The 16614-nt window shown below is 72.0% G+C and carries 16 protein-coding genes; 5 read left to right on the top strand and 11 right to left on the bottom strand.

All coding sequences use genetic code 11. From position 1 onward, the window contains the following. Window positions 1-158: 158 nt before the first annotated feature. Window positions 159-1286 (top strand): CBS domain-containing protein, encoded by a 1128-nt coding sequence (locus tag LXT23_RS07935; RefSeq protein ID WP_253979452.1) that lies wholly within the window; start codon window positions 159-161, stop codon window positions 1284-1286. 58 nt (window positions 1287-1344) lie between these two features. On the opposite strand, the gene LXT23_RS50315 is transcribed toward LXT23_RS07935, so the two are convergent. The 3 genes from LXT23_RS50315 to LXT23_RS07920 form a co-directional block, all read right to left on the bottom strand. Beyond that, window positions 1345-2163: a QcrA and Rieske domain-containing protein gene (locus tag LXT23_RS50315; RefSeq protein WP_253979451.1), complete on the bottom strand. Its 819-nt coding sequence runs from the start codon at window positions 2161-2163 to the stop codon at window positions 1345-1347. Continuing rightward, a complete protein-coding gene (locus LXT23_RS07925; protein WP_253979450.1) occupies window positions 2160-2744 on the bottom strand; it encodes a YceI family protein in 585 nt (194 codons plus the stop codon). The genes LXT23_RS50315 and LXT23_RS07925 overlap by 4 nt, the downstream gene beginning before the upstream one ends. Window positions 2745-2807: 63 nt before the next feature. After that, window positions 2808-3635, bottom strand: coding sequence for a hypothetical protein (locus tag LXT23_RS07920; RefSeq protein WP_253979449.1), 828 nt, complete (start codon window positions 3633-3635; stop codon window positions 2808-2810). Between the two features lie 453 nt (window positions 3636-4088). Between LXT23_RS07920 and LXT23_RS07915 the strand changes: the two genes are divergently transcribed. Then, window positions 4089-5900, top strand: coding sequence for a GAF domain-containing protein (locus tag LXT23_RS07915; RefSeq protein ID WP_253979448.1), 1812 nt, complete (start codon window positions 4089-4091; stop codon window positions 5898-5900). A 43-nt stretch (window positions 5901-5943) separates the two neighbouring features. Here the strand turns inward: LXT23_RS07915 and LXT23_RS07910 are convergent, their stop codons facing one another. Next, complete coding sequence (locus LXT23_RS07910) at window positions 5944-6369, bottom strand: nuclear transport factor 2 family protein (RefSeq protein ID WP_253979447.1); 426 nt, start codon at window positions 6367-6369, stop codon at window positions 5944-5946. A gap of 160 nt (window positions 6370-6529) precedes the next feature. On the opposite strand from LXT23_RS07910, the gene LXT23_RS07905 reads away from it, so the two are divergent. Further along, entirely contained in the window at window positions 6530-7309 is a 780-nt protein-coding gene (locus LXT23_RS07905; RefSeq protein ID WP_253979446.1) for a hypothetical protein, read from the top strand. Further along, entirely contained in the window at window positions 7306-7812 is a 507-nt protein-coding gene (locus LXT23_RS07900; protein ID WP_253979445.1) for an arsinothricin resistance N-acetyltransferase ArsN1 family A, read from the top strand. The genes LXT23_RS07905 and LXT23_RS07900 overlap by 4 nt, the downstream gene beginning before the upstream one ends. Before the next feature lie 19 nt (window positions 7813-7831). Here the strand turns inward: LXT23_RS07900 and LXT23_RS07895 are convergent, their stop codons facing one another. The 7 genes from LXT23_RS07895 to LXT23_RS07865 all read right to left on the bottom strand — a co-directional run bounded on the left by LXT23_RS07895 (window position 7832) and on the right by LXT23_RS07865 (window position 15441). Then, entirely contained in the window at window positions 7832-9184 is a 1353-nt protein-coding gene (locus LXT23_RS07895) for a hypothetical protein (RefSeq protein WP_253979444.1), read from the bottom strand. A 450-nt stretch (window positions 9185-9634) separates the two neighbouring features. Continuing rightward, entirely contained in the window at window positions 9635-10750 is a 1116-nt protein-coding gene (locus tag LXT23_RS07890; protein ID WP_253979443.1) for a LysM peptidoglycan-binding domain-containing protein, read from the bottom strand. Between the two features lie 108 nt (window positions 10751-10858). Beyond that, a complete protein-coding gene (locus LXT23_RS07885) occupies window positions 10859-11845 on the bottom strand; it encodes a c-type cytochrome (RefSeq protein WP_253979442.1) in 987 nt (328 codons plus the stop codon). Next, the gene (locus tag LXT23_RS50310; protein ID WP_253979441.1) at window positions 11842-12519 is read right to left on the bottom strand and encodes a cytochrome c oxidase subunit 3; all 678 of its coding nucleotides are present in this window, start codon (window positions 12517-12519) and stop codon (window positions 11842-11844) included. The genes LXT23_RS07885 and LXT23_RS50310 overlap by 4 nt, the downstream gene beginning before the upstream one ends. Beyond that, window positions 12516-14258 carry a cytochrome c oxidase subunit I gene (locus LXT23_RS07875; protein ID WP_253979440.1) on the bottom strand — a complete coding sequence of 581 codons (1743 nt, stop codon included), beginning with the start codon at window positions 14256-14258 and terminating at the stop codon, window positions 12516-12518. Before LXT23_RS07875 ends, LXT23_RS50310 begins: the two co-directional genes overlap by 4 nt. Beyond that, on the bottom strand, window positions 14255-15247 hold the full coding sequence (locus LXT23_RS07870) for a cytochrome c oxidase subunit II (RefSeq protein WP_253979439.1): 993 nt from the start codon (window positions 15245-15247) through the stop codon (window positions 14255-14257). The genes LXT23_RS07875 and LXT23_RS07870 overlap by 4 nt, the downstream gene beginning before the upstream one ends. Continuing rightward, window positions 15244-15441, bottom strand: coding sequence for a hypothetical protein (locus LXT23_RS07865; RefSeq protein ID WP_253979438.1), 198 nt, complete (start codon window positions 15439-15441; stop codon window positions 15244-15246). The genes LXT23_RS07870 and LXT23_RS07865 overlap by 4 nt, the downstream gene beginning before the upstream one ends. Window positions 15442-15688: 247 nt before the next feature. Here LXT23_RS07865 and LXT23_RS07860 point away from each other — a divergent pair, with 247 nt between their 5' ends. Then, window positions 15689-16348, top strand: a complete 660-nt coding sequence (locus LXT23_RS07860) for an SCO family protein (RefSeq protein WP_253979437.1) — start codon at window positions 15689-15691, stop codon at window positions 16346-16348. Window positions 16349-16614 lie beyond the last annotated feature (266 nt).

The raw sequence follows: 16614 nt of genomic DNA, 5'->3' as shown, positions 1-16614 counted from the left end.
TCCACGCGGCAGCGGGGGTGTCCGCTCGCGAGCGCCCGGGACACCGCGACGCCCGGGACAGGACAGTCCTCCTCTCGCAGGGACTCGGCTCCCTTGGACGACCGGGGTGCCATCGCCACCCTTCGCGCCCCACACCCGACTTCGCCGGAGGCAATCGCATGGCCCAGAAGAACCTGGACAACGGCAGGGATGACGGCCGCACCGCGCAGCGCTCTCCCCCACCCGAACCTGGAACGCACCGCACCGCCGACGTGGCCCCGCCCGGCTCCCGCGAGCGCGGCGAGTCCGACCTCACCGGCTGGAACCCCGCGCGCGACGAGGAGGCCGCCGTGCGCCAGGGCCGCTTCCACCGCGAGGCCTCGCTGCGCATGGCCCGCACCCGCACCAACGTGGACGACAGTGAGTCCGGCACCCGCCGCTCCGGCCCCATGAACCTGGATGACCGCGACAGCGGCTGGGAGGGCACCGAGTACACCGGCGGCCCCTACGGCCGCGACAACCGCGACGGCCGCTTCGCTTCCGGCCGGGGCTCGCGCCACGACATGGGCCTGAGCGACAACGAGCTCCCCCCGCAGCGCGCCGACTACCGCTCGTGGGACCGCGGCGGCTACGGCGGCGAGGACTACCGCCAGCGGCCGGGCCTCCGCGGGGAGCCGTACCACGGCGAGAGCTACAACGAGGGCCCCCAGCGCACCCAGGAGCGCTACCGCGAGGAGCGCCAGCGCACCGGCGAGCGCCTGCGCGAGGAGCGCGGCCAGTACTACACCGCCGGCACCCAGGGCCGCACCGGCACCGCGACGGGCACGAGCACCGGCACCGGGCGCCGCTGGCAGCGCGAGCCGCTCACCGCGCGCGAGGTGATGACCCGCAACGTGCGCACCGCGCGCGTGGACAGCTCGCTGCGCGACGTCGCTCAAATCATGAAGGACGAGGACTGCGGCGTCGTCCCCGTCACCGACGGGCGCGGCAGCCTGGTGGGCATCGTCACCGACCGGGACCTGGTCGTCCGGGGCTTCACCGGCGGCAAGTCGCCCGACCAGCTCCGCGTGTCGGACGTGATGACGGATGACGTGGAGGCCGTCACGCCCGACGACAACCTGCACGGCATCATCGCCCTGATGGGCCGCAAGCAGATCCGCCGCATCCCCGTGGTGGAGCGCGACGACCGCGTCGTCGGCATCATCTCCATGGGCGACATCGCCAACCGCGCCGACTACGACGAGGAGCTCCAGGAGGCGCTGGACCGCGTCTCCTCCAAGCGCTCCTTCTGGAACCGGCTCGGCTGAGCCTTCCGGACGCACGAGGCGGGGCGGCACGGCCCCGCCTCGGCGGAGAAGCCCTACCTCAGAGCACGCCGTTGACGACGACGGCGTCCGACGTCTCCGTCACGGTGAACTTCTTGAGGGGCAGCGTGGCCGGGGGCTCCGTCACCTCGCCCTGCCGGGTGAAGGTGGACGCGTGGCAGGGGCAGAAGAGGTCCCTGTCCTGCGCGCGGAACTCCACCTCGCACTGCTGGTGGGTGCAGATGGAGTCCACCGCCGACAGGCTCCCGTCCTCCAGCCGGAAGACGAAGATGCGCTTGCCGTAGCCGGTGGGGACGCCCGACACCGTGGCGCCGTTGTCGCGCAGCTGCGGGTAGTCGAGGAAGGGGAACACCACCTGCCCGTTCACCGCCGGCGGGAAGTCGGACTGGCCCGCGCGCAGGTCGATGCGCAGCACCTTGGTGCCGGGGTTGTACTCCGCGGTGAACGTCTTCAGCGCCACCGTGGCCGGCCGCTGCAGCACTTCGCCGTTCGTCGCGCTGAAGCGCGACAGGTGGCAGGGGCACACCACGTCCTTGCCGTCGAAGCCCAGCGGGCAGGCCACGTGCGTGCAGATGGAGGACAGCACGGAGAAGTCGTCCCGTGCATTGGCGCCCTTGTTGTGCACCACCAGCAGGGGCACCGGCTCGCCGGGCACGCGCACGGTAATCGCGCCGCCCACCGGCTCCAGCTCCGGGTAGCGCGTCACCAGCAGGTCCACCGTGCCGGCCGCGCTCGCCGTCACGTCCGTCACCGGCGCGGGGTTGATGTCCGGCGCGCACCCCGGCAGCGCCGTGGCCGCGGCCCCCGCCGCGCCCGTGCCCAGCACACCCTTCAGAAAGCCTCGTCGCGACGTGCTCACTTCCCCTCCACCACGAACTTCAAGGTCGTCTCCAGCACCAGCTTGTCGTCCACCTTCTTCATCAGCAGGGACGGCCGCTCCACCTTGTGCGTGTCCAGGCTGACGTCGAAGGTGCCGGTGGCGGTGGCCTCCTTCTCGGAGGTGAACGTCACCTTCATGGGCACGTCCATGCCCTGCTTCACGCCGTGGAAGGTGAGCTCACCCTTGAGGGTGACGGGCACCGTCGCCGGGAAGGTGGTGGGCAGCTTCACGCCCTTGGCCTGGCCCTTGAAGTCGACCAGGGGGAACTTCGCCGCCTCGGTCGCCTCCTGCATGTGCGCGTCGCGGTTGGAGTTGCCCGAGTCGAAGTCCTTCACGTTGGCGCGCACGTTGACCTGCAGCGTGCCGTCCGGCAGCAGGCGGGCCTTGCCGTCGCTGGGCGGCGCCTTGCCCACCACCTCGTGCAGCGGGTGGTGCAGCTTGTACGTCAGGTTGCTGGCGTCCTTCTTCACCGAGTAGATGAACCCCTGGGCGGGGACCTGCGCCGCGGCGGGCAGGGCGAGCAGCAGCGTGGCGAGCAGGGCGATTCGTCGAGCAATCACGTCAACCTCCAGGAAACCCACTTCAATGGCTTGGGATGCCGAACGGCGGGGGCGCGAAAAGATTCAGAAGAACAGGGTGAGCACACCCGCGGTCACAGCGCCCATCGTCGTGAAACCAACCACCTGGTGCGCGGTGGCGTAGTCCCGCTCCGACAGCCGGCCATAGCGGTTGGTGGACATGATGCCGAGGATGACCTGCGCCACCATGGCCACCGTGGCGACGGACATCAGGATTTTGTGGACCGTGACGGTGTCCCACTGGAACTCCTTCTCGAAGGGCTCGGGCGCCAGCAGGCCCAGCATGCCCACCGTGGCGAAGATGGCGGACGTGCCGATGGCCAGCCCCCGGTGCAGGCCGAGCAGGTTCCGGTCATCCCCGCCGCCTCGGAAGGAGTCGTTGAACTGGAGCTGTCCCACCACGGTGGTGGCCGCCAGGCCGCCCACCAGCGCGAAGCCCAGGCCCTGGTGGAGCTTGAGCATGGTGCGGCGCCGGCTGATGCGCTTCTCCAGCTCCGGGTCCACCTGGGCGGCCTGGGCCGTCTCCACGGGCTCCAGCAGGTCGAAGTCCATGGACTCGGAGTCCCCCACCGACGGCGGCTTCGCGGGCGTCTCCGACTCCGCCTGCGCCTTGGGGGCATCCGTGGCGGGCTTGCCCTGGGACGCGGACGCGGGCGCGGGGTCCATCCACTTCGCGGGCTCCTCGTCTTCGGCGGACGGGGCCGGGGCGGACGCCGGTGGGGCCTTGGCCTTCGGAGTGGGCCGGGCCTTCTTCGCCGGCTTCTTCTTGGCGGACCAGGTCTTCTTCGCGGGCTCGCGCTGCTTCTTCTGGGCCCAGGCGTTCGAGGTGCACAGCAGGGACAGGACGACGAGGAAGGCGGCGAAGCGGGTCATCAGTTGTTTCCGTGTGGGCGCAAGGCAGGCGACCGGGTCTGCGCAGGTCTTCGACAACCCTCTCGAGGGCCGGCCTCCAGGCTACCGCGACCCCGCGGGGCAGGGCCGTGTCGGAAACGCAACGTCAGGGAGAGTACCGCGAGTCGGGCGGCTTCGGGGGACCGGCTCATGACCTCGCTGCCAGTGGATGCCCGGCGGTGGCTGCTCCGGGGCTTCGACGGGCGACGGTAGCGCCCTGGCTGCCCGGACGGAAGGTGCATGCGGGTCAGGGGCGGCTGTCGTTCCGCGAACCCCGGCGGGTGCCGCGCGCCGGTGCCGACCCCACCGGTCTGTTCACTGTCCGTGAGGGAGTGACGGGCGCAGGACAATCATCGCGCCGGAAGCCGGCAAATCGGCTCCGGCTGCGTTCTGGTTGTCCTGTCCGTGCCGCCCCATGCGGAGGGGGCCACGCATATGGAGAAGCGCTCCCAGGTCACGCGGCTGGAGTTTCCGTCCCCGGAGCGCCGCGCCCGGGCTCGCGTCGAGCTCGTCAGCGCGCGCATGCGGAGCCTGCAGTCGCTCACGCTCGCTCTGTCCGGGGCCCTCACCCCGCAGGACGTGGCGCGAGCGGTGGTGCAGGAGGCGCTGCGCGCGCTGCCCGCTGACGCGGGCGCCCTCTTCCTGCTGGACGCGGCCGGCACCACGCTGGAGCTCGTCCACACCGTGCGCTACGAGCCTCCGGTGGCCGCCGCCTTTGCCCGCATGCCGCTGACGGCGCACATGCCCATGGCCGAGGCGGTGCGCACCGGCGCGCCCGTGCTGCTGGAGGACGTGGCCTGCCTCGCGAGGCACTACCCCGAGGCCGCCGCCACCGTCCACGCCGTGTACGCGGGTGAGCAGGCCTCCGCGTGCCTGCCGCTGATGGCGCGAGGGCGCGTGGTGGGCACGCTGGTGGTCTCCTGGCTTCGCGAGCGGAGCTTCGACCCGGAGGAGCGCGCCTTCCTCGAGATGCTGGCCCAGCAGGCCGCCATGGCCGTGGAGCGCGCCCGCCTGCTCGCCGCCGAGCGCCGCCAGGCCGAGCGCGCCGGCCTGCTCCAGCACGCCACCGCCACGCTGGCCACGTCGCTGGACATGGGGCAGACGCTGCGCGCGGCGGCCCTGGCGCTGGTGCCCTCGCTGGGAGACTTCTGCATCATCGACGTGCGCGGGCCGGACCCGGAGGTGCGCCGCACCTTCCACGCCATCACCCCCGAGGCCACCGCGCTGCTGGCCGCCAGCCGCTGGCATCCCGCCGACGCGCCGGGCGCCCCCGTCTGGGCGCTCGACACCGGCGAGCCCTGCTTCCACCCGCATGTGGACGGCGCCTGGGTGGAGGCCACCGCGGGGGACGCGCCGGGGCGGGCGCTGCTGCGCGCGCTGGGCCCGTGCTCGTGGCTGTCCGTGCCGCTGGCCACACCGGAGGGCGCGCTGGGCGCGCTGACGCTGGGCCACTCGCTGTCCGAGCGCCACTTCACCGACGAGGACCTGGCGCTGGCCATGGAGCTGGCCCGCCGCGCCACCGCGGCCGTGCGCAACGCGCAGCTCTTCCACCAGACGCAGCAGGCGCTGCAGCTGCGCGACGACTTTCTCGCCGTGGCCAGCCACGAGCTGAACACCCCGCTGACGTCCCTCAAGCTGCAGCTGTCGCTGCTGCGGCGCGGCTCGTCGGACGAGGACGTGCGCACGCGCGCCACCGTCGCCACCCACCAGGTGGACCGGCTGGGCCGGCTGGTGCACGAGCTGCTGGAGGTGTCCCGCCTGTCCGAGGGCCGGCTGCACCTGGACGCCACGCCGGTGGACCTGGTGGAGCTGTGCCGCGAGGTGCTGGGACGCTTCAGCGACGAGATGCTGCGCGCGGGCACCGCCGTCCACCTGCACGCGCCCCAGGCCGTGCACGGGCAGTGGGATTGCGCACGCGTGGAGGGCGTGGTGACGCACCTGGTGTCCAACGCGCTGAAGTATGGCCAGGGCCGGCCGGTGGACCTGGAGGTGACGGCCGCGACGGAGGACTTCGCGCGGCTGGTGGTGCGTGACAGGGGCATCGGCATCCCCGCCGAGCACCAGGCGCACCTCTTCCAGCGCTTCGGCCGCGCGGTGCCGCTGCGGCACTATGGCGGCTTCGGGCTGGGCCTCTGGTTCTCCCGGCAGGTGGTGGAGGCCCACGGTGGAAGCATCCACCTGGAGAGCGCTCCCGGCGAGGGCACCACCGTCACCGTGGAGCTGCCCCGCGCGCCCGTCCCACGGTGAGGTCCACCCCGCCGTCCGGTCCGGACGGCGGAGCGCGCGCGGCTCACGCGGGCGTGGTGGCGGGCACCTCCGAGCGCTGCGCGGTGCCGTGTGACAGCTCCTGGCCGAGCGCGTGCGGGTCGAAGTAGGCGAAGAAGCGGCTGATGCGGTCCCCGTCCCACTCGATGATGGACACGCCCTCGTACGCCACGGCCGCGCCGTTGCGGGCGGTGCCCTGCGTCTCCCACTCGAGGGCCACGCGGTCCCCGGCCTCAATCATGTTCCGGAAGGTGGACTTCACCTGACCGAGGGTGCCCTTGTACTCCTTCCAGAACTGCCGGGCGCCGTCCTGCCCGGAGAAGACGCGCGGCGAGGCCACGTTGCTCACCTGCGCATCGTCGCTGAAGAGGGAGACCAGCCCTTCCAGGTCACCGGACTCCTCCAGCCTCGTCAGTGCGTCCACGAACCGCTGCGCTCGCTCCATCCCCATGCGCTTCCTCGCTCGTCGTGAAAGGGGTTACACGGGGAAAGGGTGCGCATGAGGGGCAGGCGTTGCTCTGCTGCAGGCCCGCTCCCCTGCCCTCCGGGCGACAGCGCCTGGCACCCGTCGCGCGGCCAGGCGAGTAGGATGGACTTCACCGCCCTTCGCCATGGCCCAGACCCGCCTCCGCTCCGCGCCGCCTCCGGCCGCCGCTTCCGAGGAAGCGTCGCTGGCCCCGTTTCCGCCGTCGGCGTCCCTGACGGAGCTGCGCCAGGCCATGACCTCACCGGGCCTCATCCAGGCCGAGGTGGATGCGCTCCTCGCGGCGATTGCCCGGCCGCCCGGGGACACCGAGTCGCCCCGCGAGCGGGCGGACTACCTGCTGTCGCTGCTGTCCCTTCCGGACGAGGCGTCCGAGCGGAGGGGCACCAACGGGCGCTCACTGCGCGCCTCGGCGTTGGAGGCCCTGATGGAGCTGGGCTACCCGTATGCGCTGGAGGTCCCCCCGGAGGTGCTGGAGGCGGTGCGGCTGGAGGAGCCGGGCGGCGCGCGGGAGGGCGGCGCCTCGATGCCGGCCATCGTCTTCACCGTGGTGACCCTGCTGGTGCAGCTCGTCATGCTGTTCCTGTTCTCCTGGGGAGACAGGACGTCGCACAGCCACGACTCCGGGATGGACACGCTGTCGATGATTTCGCTGGGCCTGGTGGTGCTGCCACCGCTGGCGGCCCTCTTCGGCCACCTGCTGGACTGGCGCAGGCTCCAGTCGATGGGCGTCAGCGGCATGGTGCTCCAGGGCGCCTTCTGGTTCCTCTACGCGCTGGGTCAGCGCGTCGGGGTGTGGGTCATGCTGGTGGTGCCCTGGTACCTGCCCCTGCTGTCCGCGTATCTGATGCGCCAGCGCTCCGAGCCCGACGACACGGCCCCTTCCGCGCCGGTGGCTCCGTCATGAGCACCTCCGGCCTCACCGCCCGCCCCGCGACGACAGCGGACTGCGCCGCCATTGCGGCCATCTACAACGCCGGCATCGCCGAGCGCCGCGCCACCTTCGAGACGCACCCGCGCACTCCCGCGGACATCGCCGGCTGGCTGAGAGGCCGGCACCCCGTCATGGTGGTGGAGGACGCGGGGCGCGTCGTCGCCTTCGCCTCCAGCAGCGCCTACAGCCCCAGGGCCTGCTACGCGGGCGTGGCGGACTTCAGCATCTACGTCGCCCCCGAGGCACGAGGCCGGGGGGCGGGACGGCTCGCCGTGCAGGCGCTGCTGGGCGCCGTGGAGGCCGCCGGCTTCCACAAGCTCACCTCGCGCGTCTTCGCCACCAACACGACGAGCCGCGCGCTGCTGGCAAGCCTCGGCTTCCGCGAGGTGGGCCTCCACGAGAAGCACGCTCCGCTGGACGGCGTGTGGCAGGACATCGTCGTGGTGGAGAAGCTGCTGCCCGCGAACCTGCGCTGAGGCGCGCGGGCGGCGTGAATCACGGCTTCTTGCGTGAGGCGTCGAAGAGGCCGCGGTGGTCCTTGTCGACGGCCTGCCTGGCGTGCTCGGACGTCAGGCCCTTCATGCTGACGCCCGTCTCCACCTCCACCTTCGCGCCTCCTGGAGCCTTCACCTTCGCGGTGACACCGCCGCCGAACTCCGCCTTCTCCAGGTTGAGCTTCACGAAGCCATGGTGGTCCTTGCCAGGCCCCAGGGACAGCTTCGCCTCGCCATCCGAGGCCACGCTGAGCTTGAGGAAGCCCAGGTCGAGCTTCGTCTCCACCTTCTGCTTGCCGGACGTGTCGTGCATCAGCTCGAGCCCCAGGGGCCCGCCCTTCAGTTCCACCCCCGCCTCGCCCTTGAGCCCCACCTTGCCCCGGGTGTCCACCTTCGCCTCCACCCCTCCCTTGAGCGGGCCGCGGGAGACCTCCACCTTGGCGTTGAGCTGGAGGCTGCCCGCGGGCCGCTCGCCGGTGAGCTCGCGATGCCGGGCGTTGAGCCGCTGGTACGTGCGGTTGAGCGACTCCGGCTGGCCGATGCCCTGCCGCCACGCCGCCGCGTAGGCCTCCCGCGCCGGGTCCTTCCTGTCATCCAGGCCGAGGACCGAGTCCTTCAGGTGCGCCTTCCTCGGTGCCCCCAGTGCTTCGAGGTCCCGGGGACTCTTCGCCGCCTCGACGGCCTGGGCGTAGCGGTCGAGGTAGCCGGCATATCCCCTGTAGAAGCCCGCCCCCGCCTGGATGGCATGCTGGTTCACCGCGTCGCGCATCGACGCCGGCAGCCGGGAGTCGTTCCGGAAGAAGTCCGGCATGGCGGGGTAGCCCAGCGGACCGGCGGGTGCGTCGCCCTTGCGGCGCTGGAGCAGGCCCTTGGACTCGGCCTGCTCCAGGAACGCCAGCCGCGCGTCCGGGTCCTGCGCCTTCACGTACGCGCCCAGCAGGTGGTCGCGCTCCATCCGCTCCAGGGCCACACGGTAGGCCCCTGGCTGCAGCGTCCCGAGCGCCGTGTGCACGGCCTTCACGTCGTTCCCGCTGATGCGCCAGTCGGTGAGCCCGGTGGTGAGGTGCTCCCGGATGCGGGTGTACACGCTGCCGGGCACGTCAGGGGACGCGGGGCGCGGCCTTCCACGAAGGACCTCGAGCTCGCTCGCGGAGACGGTCGGACCGGAGCCCGCGGGAGTCGCCGCCGAGGAGGGACCGCGTGCGGGAGGACCGGCATAGGCGCGCACCTCGTTGCGAGCGGTGGGTGCCGGGGTGGAGGCGGGCTTCGGCCGTGAGGGGGCCGGCGTGGGGCCCGTCTCGGAGGCGGTGTCGATGGGGACAGCGGTACCGCTGGAAGAGTCGATACGAGGCATGGGCGCGCTCCGGTCAGGAAACGCACTGCCCGGTGCACCGGGTGGACCATCGTCAGGTGCCCGGCAACACGGCCCGGCGCTGGCCGTGCGGCGTCGCGAGCCCCGGACGTGGCGTCTACCCAATGGGACTCATGCAGGACGCAGCGGCCCACCGAGAGACCCTCACGACAGCGCGCGTCCGCCCGGTGCCAGAAAGGGTCCGTCCCACGCCTGCCCTGGCCGGGTCCGGAAGGTCCATGCCCGCTCCCCACCCCGGCCCTCTTCGCCGCGCGGAATGAACGTTCCTTCCAGCCTCCGGTGCGTGGGAGGGTGCATGGCCGGTCGGACCACCGCGCGCCACCACCGTGCAGGGCCGTTCCGCCTCTGGAACCAGGTCCCTGAAACACAGCGAGGACCGCGGCCTCGTGGGCGCACGGTCCTCGCGTCACTCCGGCTTCGCGGCCGGGCGTGTCAGAACACGTCCTGCGCGCGGCGGTAGTACATCTCGCGGCTCGCCATGCCGTTGTAGCCGCCGTTGATGCGGCGGGTGACCTCGCGGAAGTTGCCCGCGTCCGCGTAGGTGTTGAGGTTGCGCGAAGACCAGTACCAACCCGCGATGCGGAACGCGACGTCCGGGTCCTTCGCGCGCGCGGGGTTGCCCTCCAGGTCGATGCCCAGCGCCTGGCCCGCGGCCCGGTAGTTGGCGCGGCCGGTGAGCTGGATGGGGCCACGGCCCTTGTAGCGCACGCCATCGCCCGGCTGGGTGTTGCCCAAATCGCGACGGCCCTCGTACGCCGCACCGGAGGCAATCTCCTCCATGTAGCGCAGCTCACCGCTCTCGTGCGCGAGCTGCGCCAGGAAGGCGGCCTTGCGCTGCGGCGTGGTGATGTTCGCCTCCGCCATGGCCCGGTTCAGGTGCGGCAGGTACTGCTCGGCCTTCGCCTGGGACAGGTTCGGCATCACCCGGCGCAGCTGCGCCACCGTCACTCCCGCCGAGCCACCCGGCACCGGCTTCGGCCCACCCACCCCGCCCACCGGCGGCGGGTTCGGAGCCGGCTGGCCCGGGGCCGCGCCACCGCCCGGAATCGTGAGCTTCTGGCCCACGTAGATGAGGTTCGGGTTGGAGATGTTGTTCGCCCGCTGCAGCGCGCCCACCGACGTGCCGTACTTGCCGGCGATGCCGCTCAGCGTGTCGCCCGACTTCACCGTGTGCGTCCGGCTACCGCCGGAGGGGGCCGGGCTGCTCGGCGCCGCGCCGCCGCTGCCCGGAATCGTGAGCCGCTGGCCGGCGAAGATGCGGTTGGGGTTGGAGATGCCGTTCGCCTTCGCCAGCGCGCTCACCGAGGTGCCGAACTTGCCCGCGATTCCGCTCAGCGTGTCACCGGACTTCACCGTGTAGCTGGAGCCACCGCCCGAGCCCGAGACCCGGGGCGCGTCGAACCCGTCCGGGACGTTCAGCTTCTGACCGGCGTAGATCTTGTTCGGGTTGGCGATGCCGTTGGCCTTCGCCAGCGCATCCACCGACGTGTTGAAGCGCCGGGCCAGGGCACCGAGCGTGTCACCGCTGCGAACGGAGTAGGTCGTCACGAAGAAGGGCTCCTGGGGGGCGGAGATGAAACGTGCCTGGATTTTCGCAAAGGCTGAGACGTTGTTTCGTCGGCTCCGAAGTTATTTGATTCCCGAATCAGTCCAATCTCACTGGACGGGCATGGTGGAGGCGCGGAGGCGTGCCTTCAGCTCCCGAGCCTCGTCCGTGTCGCGGAGCCGTGCCAGCGACTGCACGTAGTACGCGAGCGCCCAGAGGTTCTCCTCGGGGATGGCGCCCTTCCACGTGGGCATGGCGGCGCCGCCCACACCGGCCGTGATGACGCGGTAGAGGTCCTCGCGCTGGCGCTCGGCGGTGTACGGCGTGCCCTCGACCTTGTCGCCCTCCGGCCACACCGTGCGCAGCCGGTGGAAGAGGAAGTCCGGCGGCAGCACCTTGCCCAGCAGGGTGGGCTCGCCCTGGGCGTCGACCTCGAGGGGGTGCTCGGACTCGCGCGGCTGCGCCGTGTACGGGTCCACCTTCGACAGGTCCACCTTGCGGCCCAGCGACTTCTCCATGAGGGCGGCCAGCTCCGCGCGAGGCAGGTACGCCACGTGGCAGCTCGCACAGCCCGCGTTGCCGCCACCGGATACGTGGTACGCGACGCGGCCGCGCTCCACGGCCTCGGCCTCGCGGCCCTTCCATGGGTCGGGCGTCACCCCCAGGGGCTGGCCCGGTGCCTCCTCCTTCCAGCGGGGGCTGAAGGTCTTGAGGTACTGCACCACGGCTTCCACGTCGGACTCGGGGACGTCCCACGCGAACATCGGCGTGCCGTGCAGGCCGCGGCGCAGCGTGCGCTTCAGGGCGTCGTCCGTGGGCAGCTCGCCCGCGGCGACTCCGCCGAACTTGAAGAGGCCCTGACGGAAGCTCCGGGGCACCGGCCGCATGCCGCGCCCCGCGGGGCCCTGGCCATCTCCGCGCTCACCATGGCAGGACGCGCAGTAGTGCGTGTACACCGCGTGCCCGCGAGACAGCGTCGCCGCCGGGACGACGCGCCCGTCGGCCAGCTTCAGCGGCTCGAAGGTGGGCGCGGTCCTGGAGCTGCACGCCGCCAGCGAGAGTGAGAGGACCGCCAGCAGGAACCGGGGGGCACTCATGGGAGGTACACCGCCAGGAAGAGCAGCAGCCACATCGCCGTCACGAAGTGCCAGCCGGGCGCATGCCTTCGCACCGCGTCCCGCACCTCCGTTCCCCGCCACAGACGCACGGCGGAGAGGAACACGCCCGCGAGCACGGCGAGCACGTGCAGCACATGCAGGCCCGTGAGTCCGTAGTACGCGGAGGCGGGCACGCCGTCCTGGGGGATGCGCAGCTGGTGGTTCCACCACGCGACGTGCGTCAGCCCCGCCTGCATGGCAACGAAGCCCCCGCCGAGCACCAGCGCCGTCACGAGCCTGCGAAGGGGTGCGCTTCGCCTCGACCGGTGGAGCACGACACTGCCCGCCACGAGGAACAGGCCTGGCGCCGCGAGCAGCAGCGGAGAGAAGGGCAGCGGCGGCCAGGGCTCGCGCATCCGATACCAGCCCACGGCGAACGTCAGCGAGACGAAGAACATCGTCCACGCCGCGAGCCCCAGCACCATGCCGAGCCACCGGGTCCCCTCCGCGTGAGCTGAGAGGTCGTGGCGTGGGAGCCCGGGAGCATCATCGCTCGCGTGCCGCTGCGCTCCCTCGGGAGCCGGAGTCCTCCCCCACGCCTCCTCTCGTGGCCCTTCAGGGAGCTGCGCGCCGTCCTCACGCTGCTGCTCACTCACGGGCACCGTGGACTTCACGTGGCACCTCCCACCGTGGACACGCTCCCGAGCGCGTCGTCTGCTTCCGACGACGCCGGCTCGGGCAGCGGCTCCGCCTGTCCAATCCAGTCCCGGCCGAGCCGCTCCAGCACCTCCGGCTGCGACAGCGCATGCGGCCCGCGCAGCACCACCGGCACCGTGGCGAAGTTGCCCTCGGGTGGTGGGCTGAGCGCGCTCGTCCACTCCAGCGTCCCCACCTCCCACGGGTTCTGCTCCGCCGCCCGGCCGCGCCGCAGCGTCCAGACCAGGTTCACCACGAACAGCACCTGCACCGCGCCGAGCAGGAACGCGAACACCGTCGTCCACTGGTTCAGCGCCAGCAGGTGCTTCAGGTACGTGTACTGGTACGGGTCATACAGCCGCCGGAGCTGTCCCGCGTACCCCGCCGCGAGCTGCCCGCCGAAGACGCCGAGGAACAGCACCGCGCTCGACAGCACGTGGGCCTTCGCCAGCCCTTCGTGCATCGCCCGCCCGTACATCTTCGGGAACCAGAAGTAGAGCCCGGCGAAGACGGCGAGGAAGCTCGCCGCGCCCATCGTCAGGTGGAAGTGGCCCACCACCCACAGCGTCCCGTGCAGCGGCACGTCCGTGGCCACCGCGCCCAGCGCCAGTCCGGTGATGCCGCCCAGGCCGAACACGACCATCGTCCCGAGCGCCGCGAGCATCGGCGACGTCAGCCGCACGCTCCCCCGCCACAGCGTCATCAGCCAGTTGAGGAACATCACCTGCGCCGGCAGCGAGATGATGAGCGTCAGCACCATGAACGCGCGGCCGAGCAGCGGCGACATCCCGCTCGTGAAGAGGTGGTGCGCGTAGACGAGCCCGCTCAGCGCCGTCACCGCGCCCATGGCCCCCGCCGTCAGCCGGTAGCCGTGCGCGGGCCTGCGGCTGAAGAAGGCCACGAAGTCGCCCACCATGCCCCAGGCCGGGAGGATGAGGATGTAGACCTCCGGGTGGCCGAACAGCCAGAAGAGGTGCTGGTACACCACCGGGTCGCCGCCTCCGCCCACCGCCGCCGCGCCCGCGATGAAGAACTGCGTGCCCAGCAGCCGGTCCATCAGCAGCAGCGCGGTGGCCGCCGCCAGCACCGGCACGAACAGCACGTTGAGCACCGAGGCGAAGAACAGCCCCCACACCGTCAGCGGCAGCCGGCCCCACGTCATCCCCGGCGCCCGGCACCGCACCACCGTGACGACGAAGTTGAGGCCGTAGAGGAACGCGGACGCCGCCGCGCACAGCACCGCCACCGTCACCAGCGTCTGTCCCAGGCCCGGCGTGAAGGCCGGCGTCGACAGGGGCGGGTACGCCGTCCACCCCGCGCTCGCCGGGCCGAGCCGCACGCCGAACGAGGCCAGCACCAGCACTCCACCGACGGCGTAGACCTGGTACCCAAGGGCGGACAGCCGGGGGAAGGCCAGGCCTCGCGCGCCAATGGCCAGCGGCAGCACGAAGTGCCCGAGCGCTCCGAAGAGCAGCGGCGTCACCGCGAAGAAGATCATGATGAGGCCGTGCATCGTGAACACGGCCGTGTAGGACGGCGGAGTGAGCGCGCCGTGAGACTCGGGGAGCGCCCAGGCCAGCCCCGGTACCGGCTGCCCCGGCAGGGCCCACTGCCAGCGGATGAGCAGCGCCAGCACCCCGCCGAGCAGCAGGAAGCCCAGCCCGCTCCACAGGTACCGCCGCGCCACCGCCTTGTGGTCCGAGGAGAACAGGCTCACGGCGCCTTCCACTCCCAGCCCCACCGCGCCGCGCTGTCGTTCTCGTCATGGGCCTGCACGGCCTGCCGTCCCGCCTCGTGCAGCCACGCGGCGTAGGACTCGGGTGACATGACGTGGAGCAGGCCGCGCATCTTGTAGTGGCTGGTGCCGCAGTGCTGGTAGCAGGCCACCTCCCACGTCCCCTCGCGCGCGGCCTGGAACCACGTCTGGTTCACGCGGCCCGGAATCGCATCCAGCTTCACGCGGAAGTGCGGCAGCGAGAAGCCGTGCACCACGTCCGTGGACACGAGCTGCACCCAGACGGGCACGCCCACCGGGACGCGCAGGTCGTTCCACGTCACCACGTCGTCGGGCGTGCCGAAGCGGCCGTCCTCGCCGGCGTACCGCGCCTCCCAGGACCACTGGTGCGCATTGACTTCAATCCGCACCGTGCGCGGGTCCTCCGCGGGCACGTGGAAGTTCCACAGCACGTCGCGCAGGTAGGCGTGAGAGCCCAGCAGCAGCGTGCCGTCCACCACGACGAAGGCGCCCAGCGCCAGGCCCAGCACCCACGCTCGCGAGCGCCGCGTCCCTCCATCCGACGCCACCCGCCGTGCGCCCCGGAAGCGCCACACCGCGAACACCAACCACCCCAGCGCTATCGCCACCAGCACCGCGTCGAAGCGATGGCTCCATCCGAGCAGCGCGTCGATGCGATGTCCGTGTGTGCTCGCATCCTCGGGCAGCGCCAGCGTCCAGGCGTCACGAGGTGCGTCGGGAGTGAGCCCCGCAGCCACCGTGGGCGCGGAGCCGGGCGGGACGAGTCCGCTCTCCGGTCGTGCGGCTCCGTCCGGCAGGGTGTCTCCGCGCCCTGGCGATGGGGTTTCATCGGGCAGGGCCGCGCCCACCTCTGGCGCACCATGGAGTCCGGCGCCCCCGTTGCCCGGCAGTGCCGCTCCCACCTCGCGGAGCGCAGCCGTGTCCTCCGCTCCGGAAGGCAGCGGGCTCACGGGTGGTCCTCCCGCGCGGCCCACCGTGCCGCCCACACGCCCAGGCCCACCAGCAGGAACGGCGCGAGCACCAACGCCCCCAGCAGCAGCACCGACCGCACCGGCGACTCCGACGCACGCACCGTGCACGCGGGGCAGGCGAGCCCTTCCGCCGGCAGCAGGGCCAGGAGCCCCGCGAAGAGCAGGGCCGTCACCCGGGCTCCCTGTCCCCGAAGGCAGGCCGCCATGTCACGGTCGGAGGTAGGGCGCTCGCCGGGCATCACCACCCTCCCGGGTAGCACGCGGCCCGGGTGGCCTCAAGGCACGGGCCCCGGCCCCCTCCTCCGGGCCTGCCTGCCCTGGAGGCGACCCTGCGCCACCTACATCCCTGGAGTAGCCATGATGTCGCAGGGGGCCCCCCACCGCTTGTGCCGCCCTCCGGCTTCCGTTACCTCCGGGCCCATGTCCGCTGACTCCCCCATCGCGGCCCCCCAGGTCCGCCTGACGCAGCGCCCCGGCTTCTGGGCCGGGCTCGCCATCGTCGCGCTCGGCAGCGCGGCCGCCACGGGTGCCACCCTGCTGAAGGACCGGAGCGTTCCGCTGCCGCAGCTCGGCGCCCTGCCGGAGTTCACCTTCACCCGCCATGACGGCCAGCCCTTCGGCAGCGGCCAGCTCCGGGGCCGGCCCTACGTGGCCAACTTCATCTTCACGCGCTGCCCCACCATCTGCCCCGCCTTCACGCGGAAGATGGTCGGCGTGCAGGAGCGCACCACGTCCTTCGGAGCCGGGCTCCAGCTCGTGTCCTTCTCCGTCGACCCGAAGTACGACACCCCCGAGCGCCTCGCCGAGTACGGCCAGCGCCACGGCGCCGACTTCTCCCGGTGGAGCTTCCTCACCGGCGACTACGAGCAGCTCAAGGCCACCATCGTCCAGGGCTTCAAGGTCAGCATGGGCCGCGAGGCCGGCGCCGCCGAGGATGACCTGCTCTCCATCTTCCACGGCACCCACTTCGTGCTCGTGGACCCTGAAGGGCAGATTCGCGGCTACTACGACAGCGCCGACGACGAGGCCACCTCCCGCCTCCTCGACGACACCCGGCGCCTGGCCCGCGAAGAGCGCTGAAGGCCAGGCCGAACGGAGCGCTCCGGAGCACGTGGGGCCTCCGCGACACGGATCATCCTCTCATCCACCGAGACGCTGAGAGGGCCGCCGGCCTGCGGATCCGCCCGCACCACCGAGACGCCGAGAGCGCCGCCGGGCGGCTCCACCCGCACCACCGAGACGCTGAGCGCACCTCCAGCCCGCGGATTCGCCCGCAGCATTCGCGGCTCCGGGGCCTCGCGGCCTTGCCTTCCCGGCCGCGCGGAGTCGATGGCGGGCGGGTGATC

Source organism: Pyxidicoccus xibeiensis, assembly GCF_024198175.1.
GTDB classification, from domain to species: Bacteria; Myxococcota; Myxococcia; order Myxococcales; family Myxococcaceae; genus Myxococcus; species Myxococcus xibeiensis.
The sequence above is the reverse complement of the archived record's forward strand: the minus strand, read 5'-3'. Positions and strand labels throughout refer to the sequence as shown.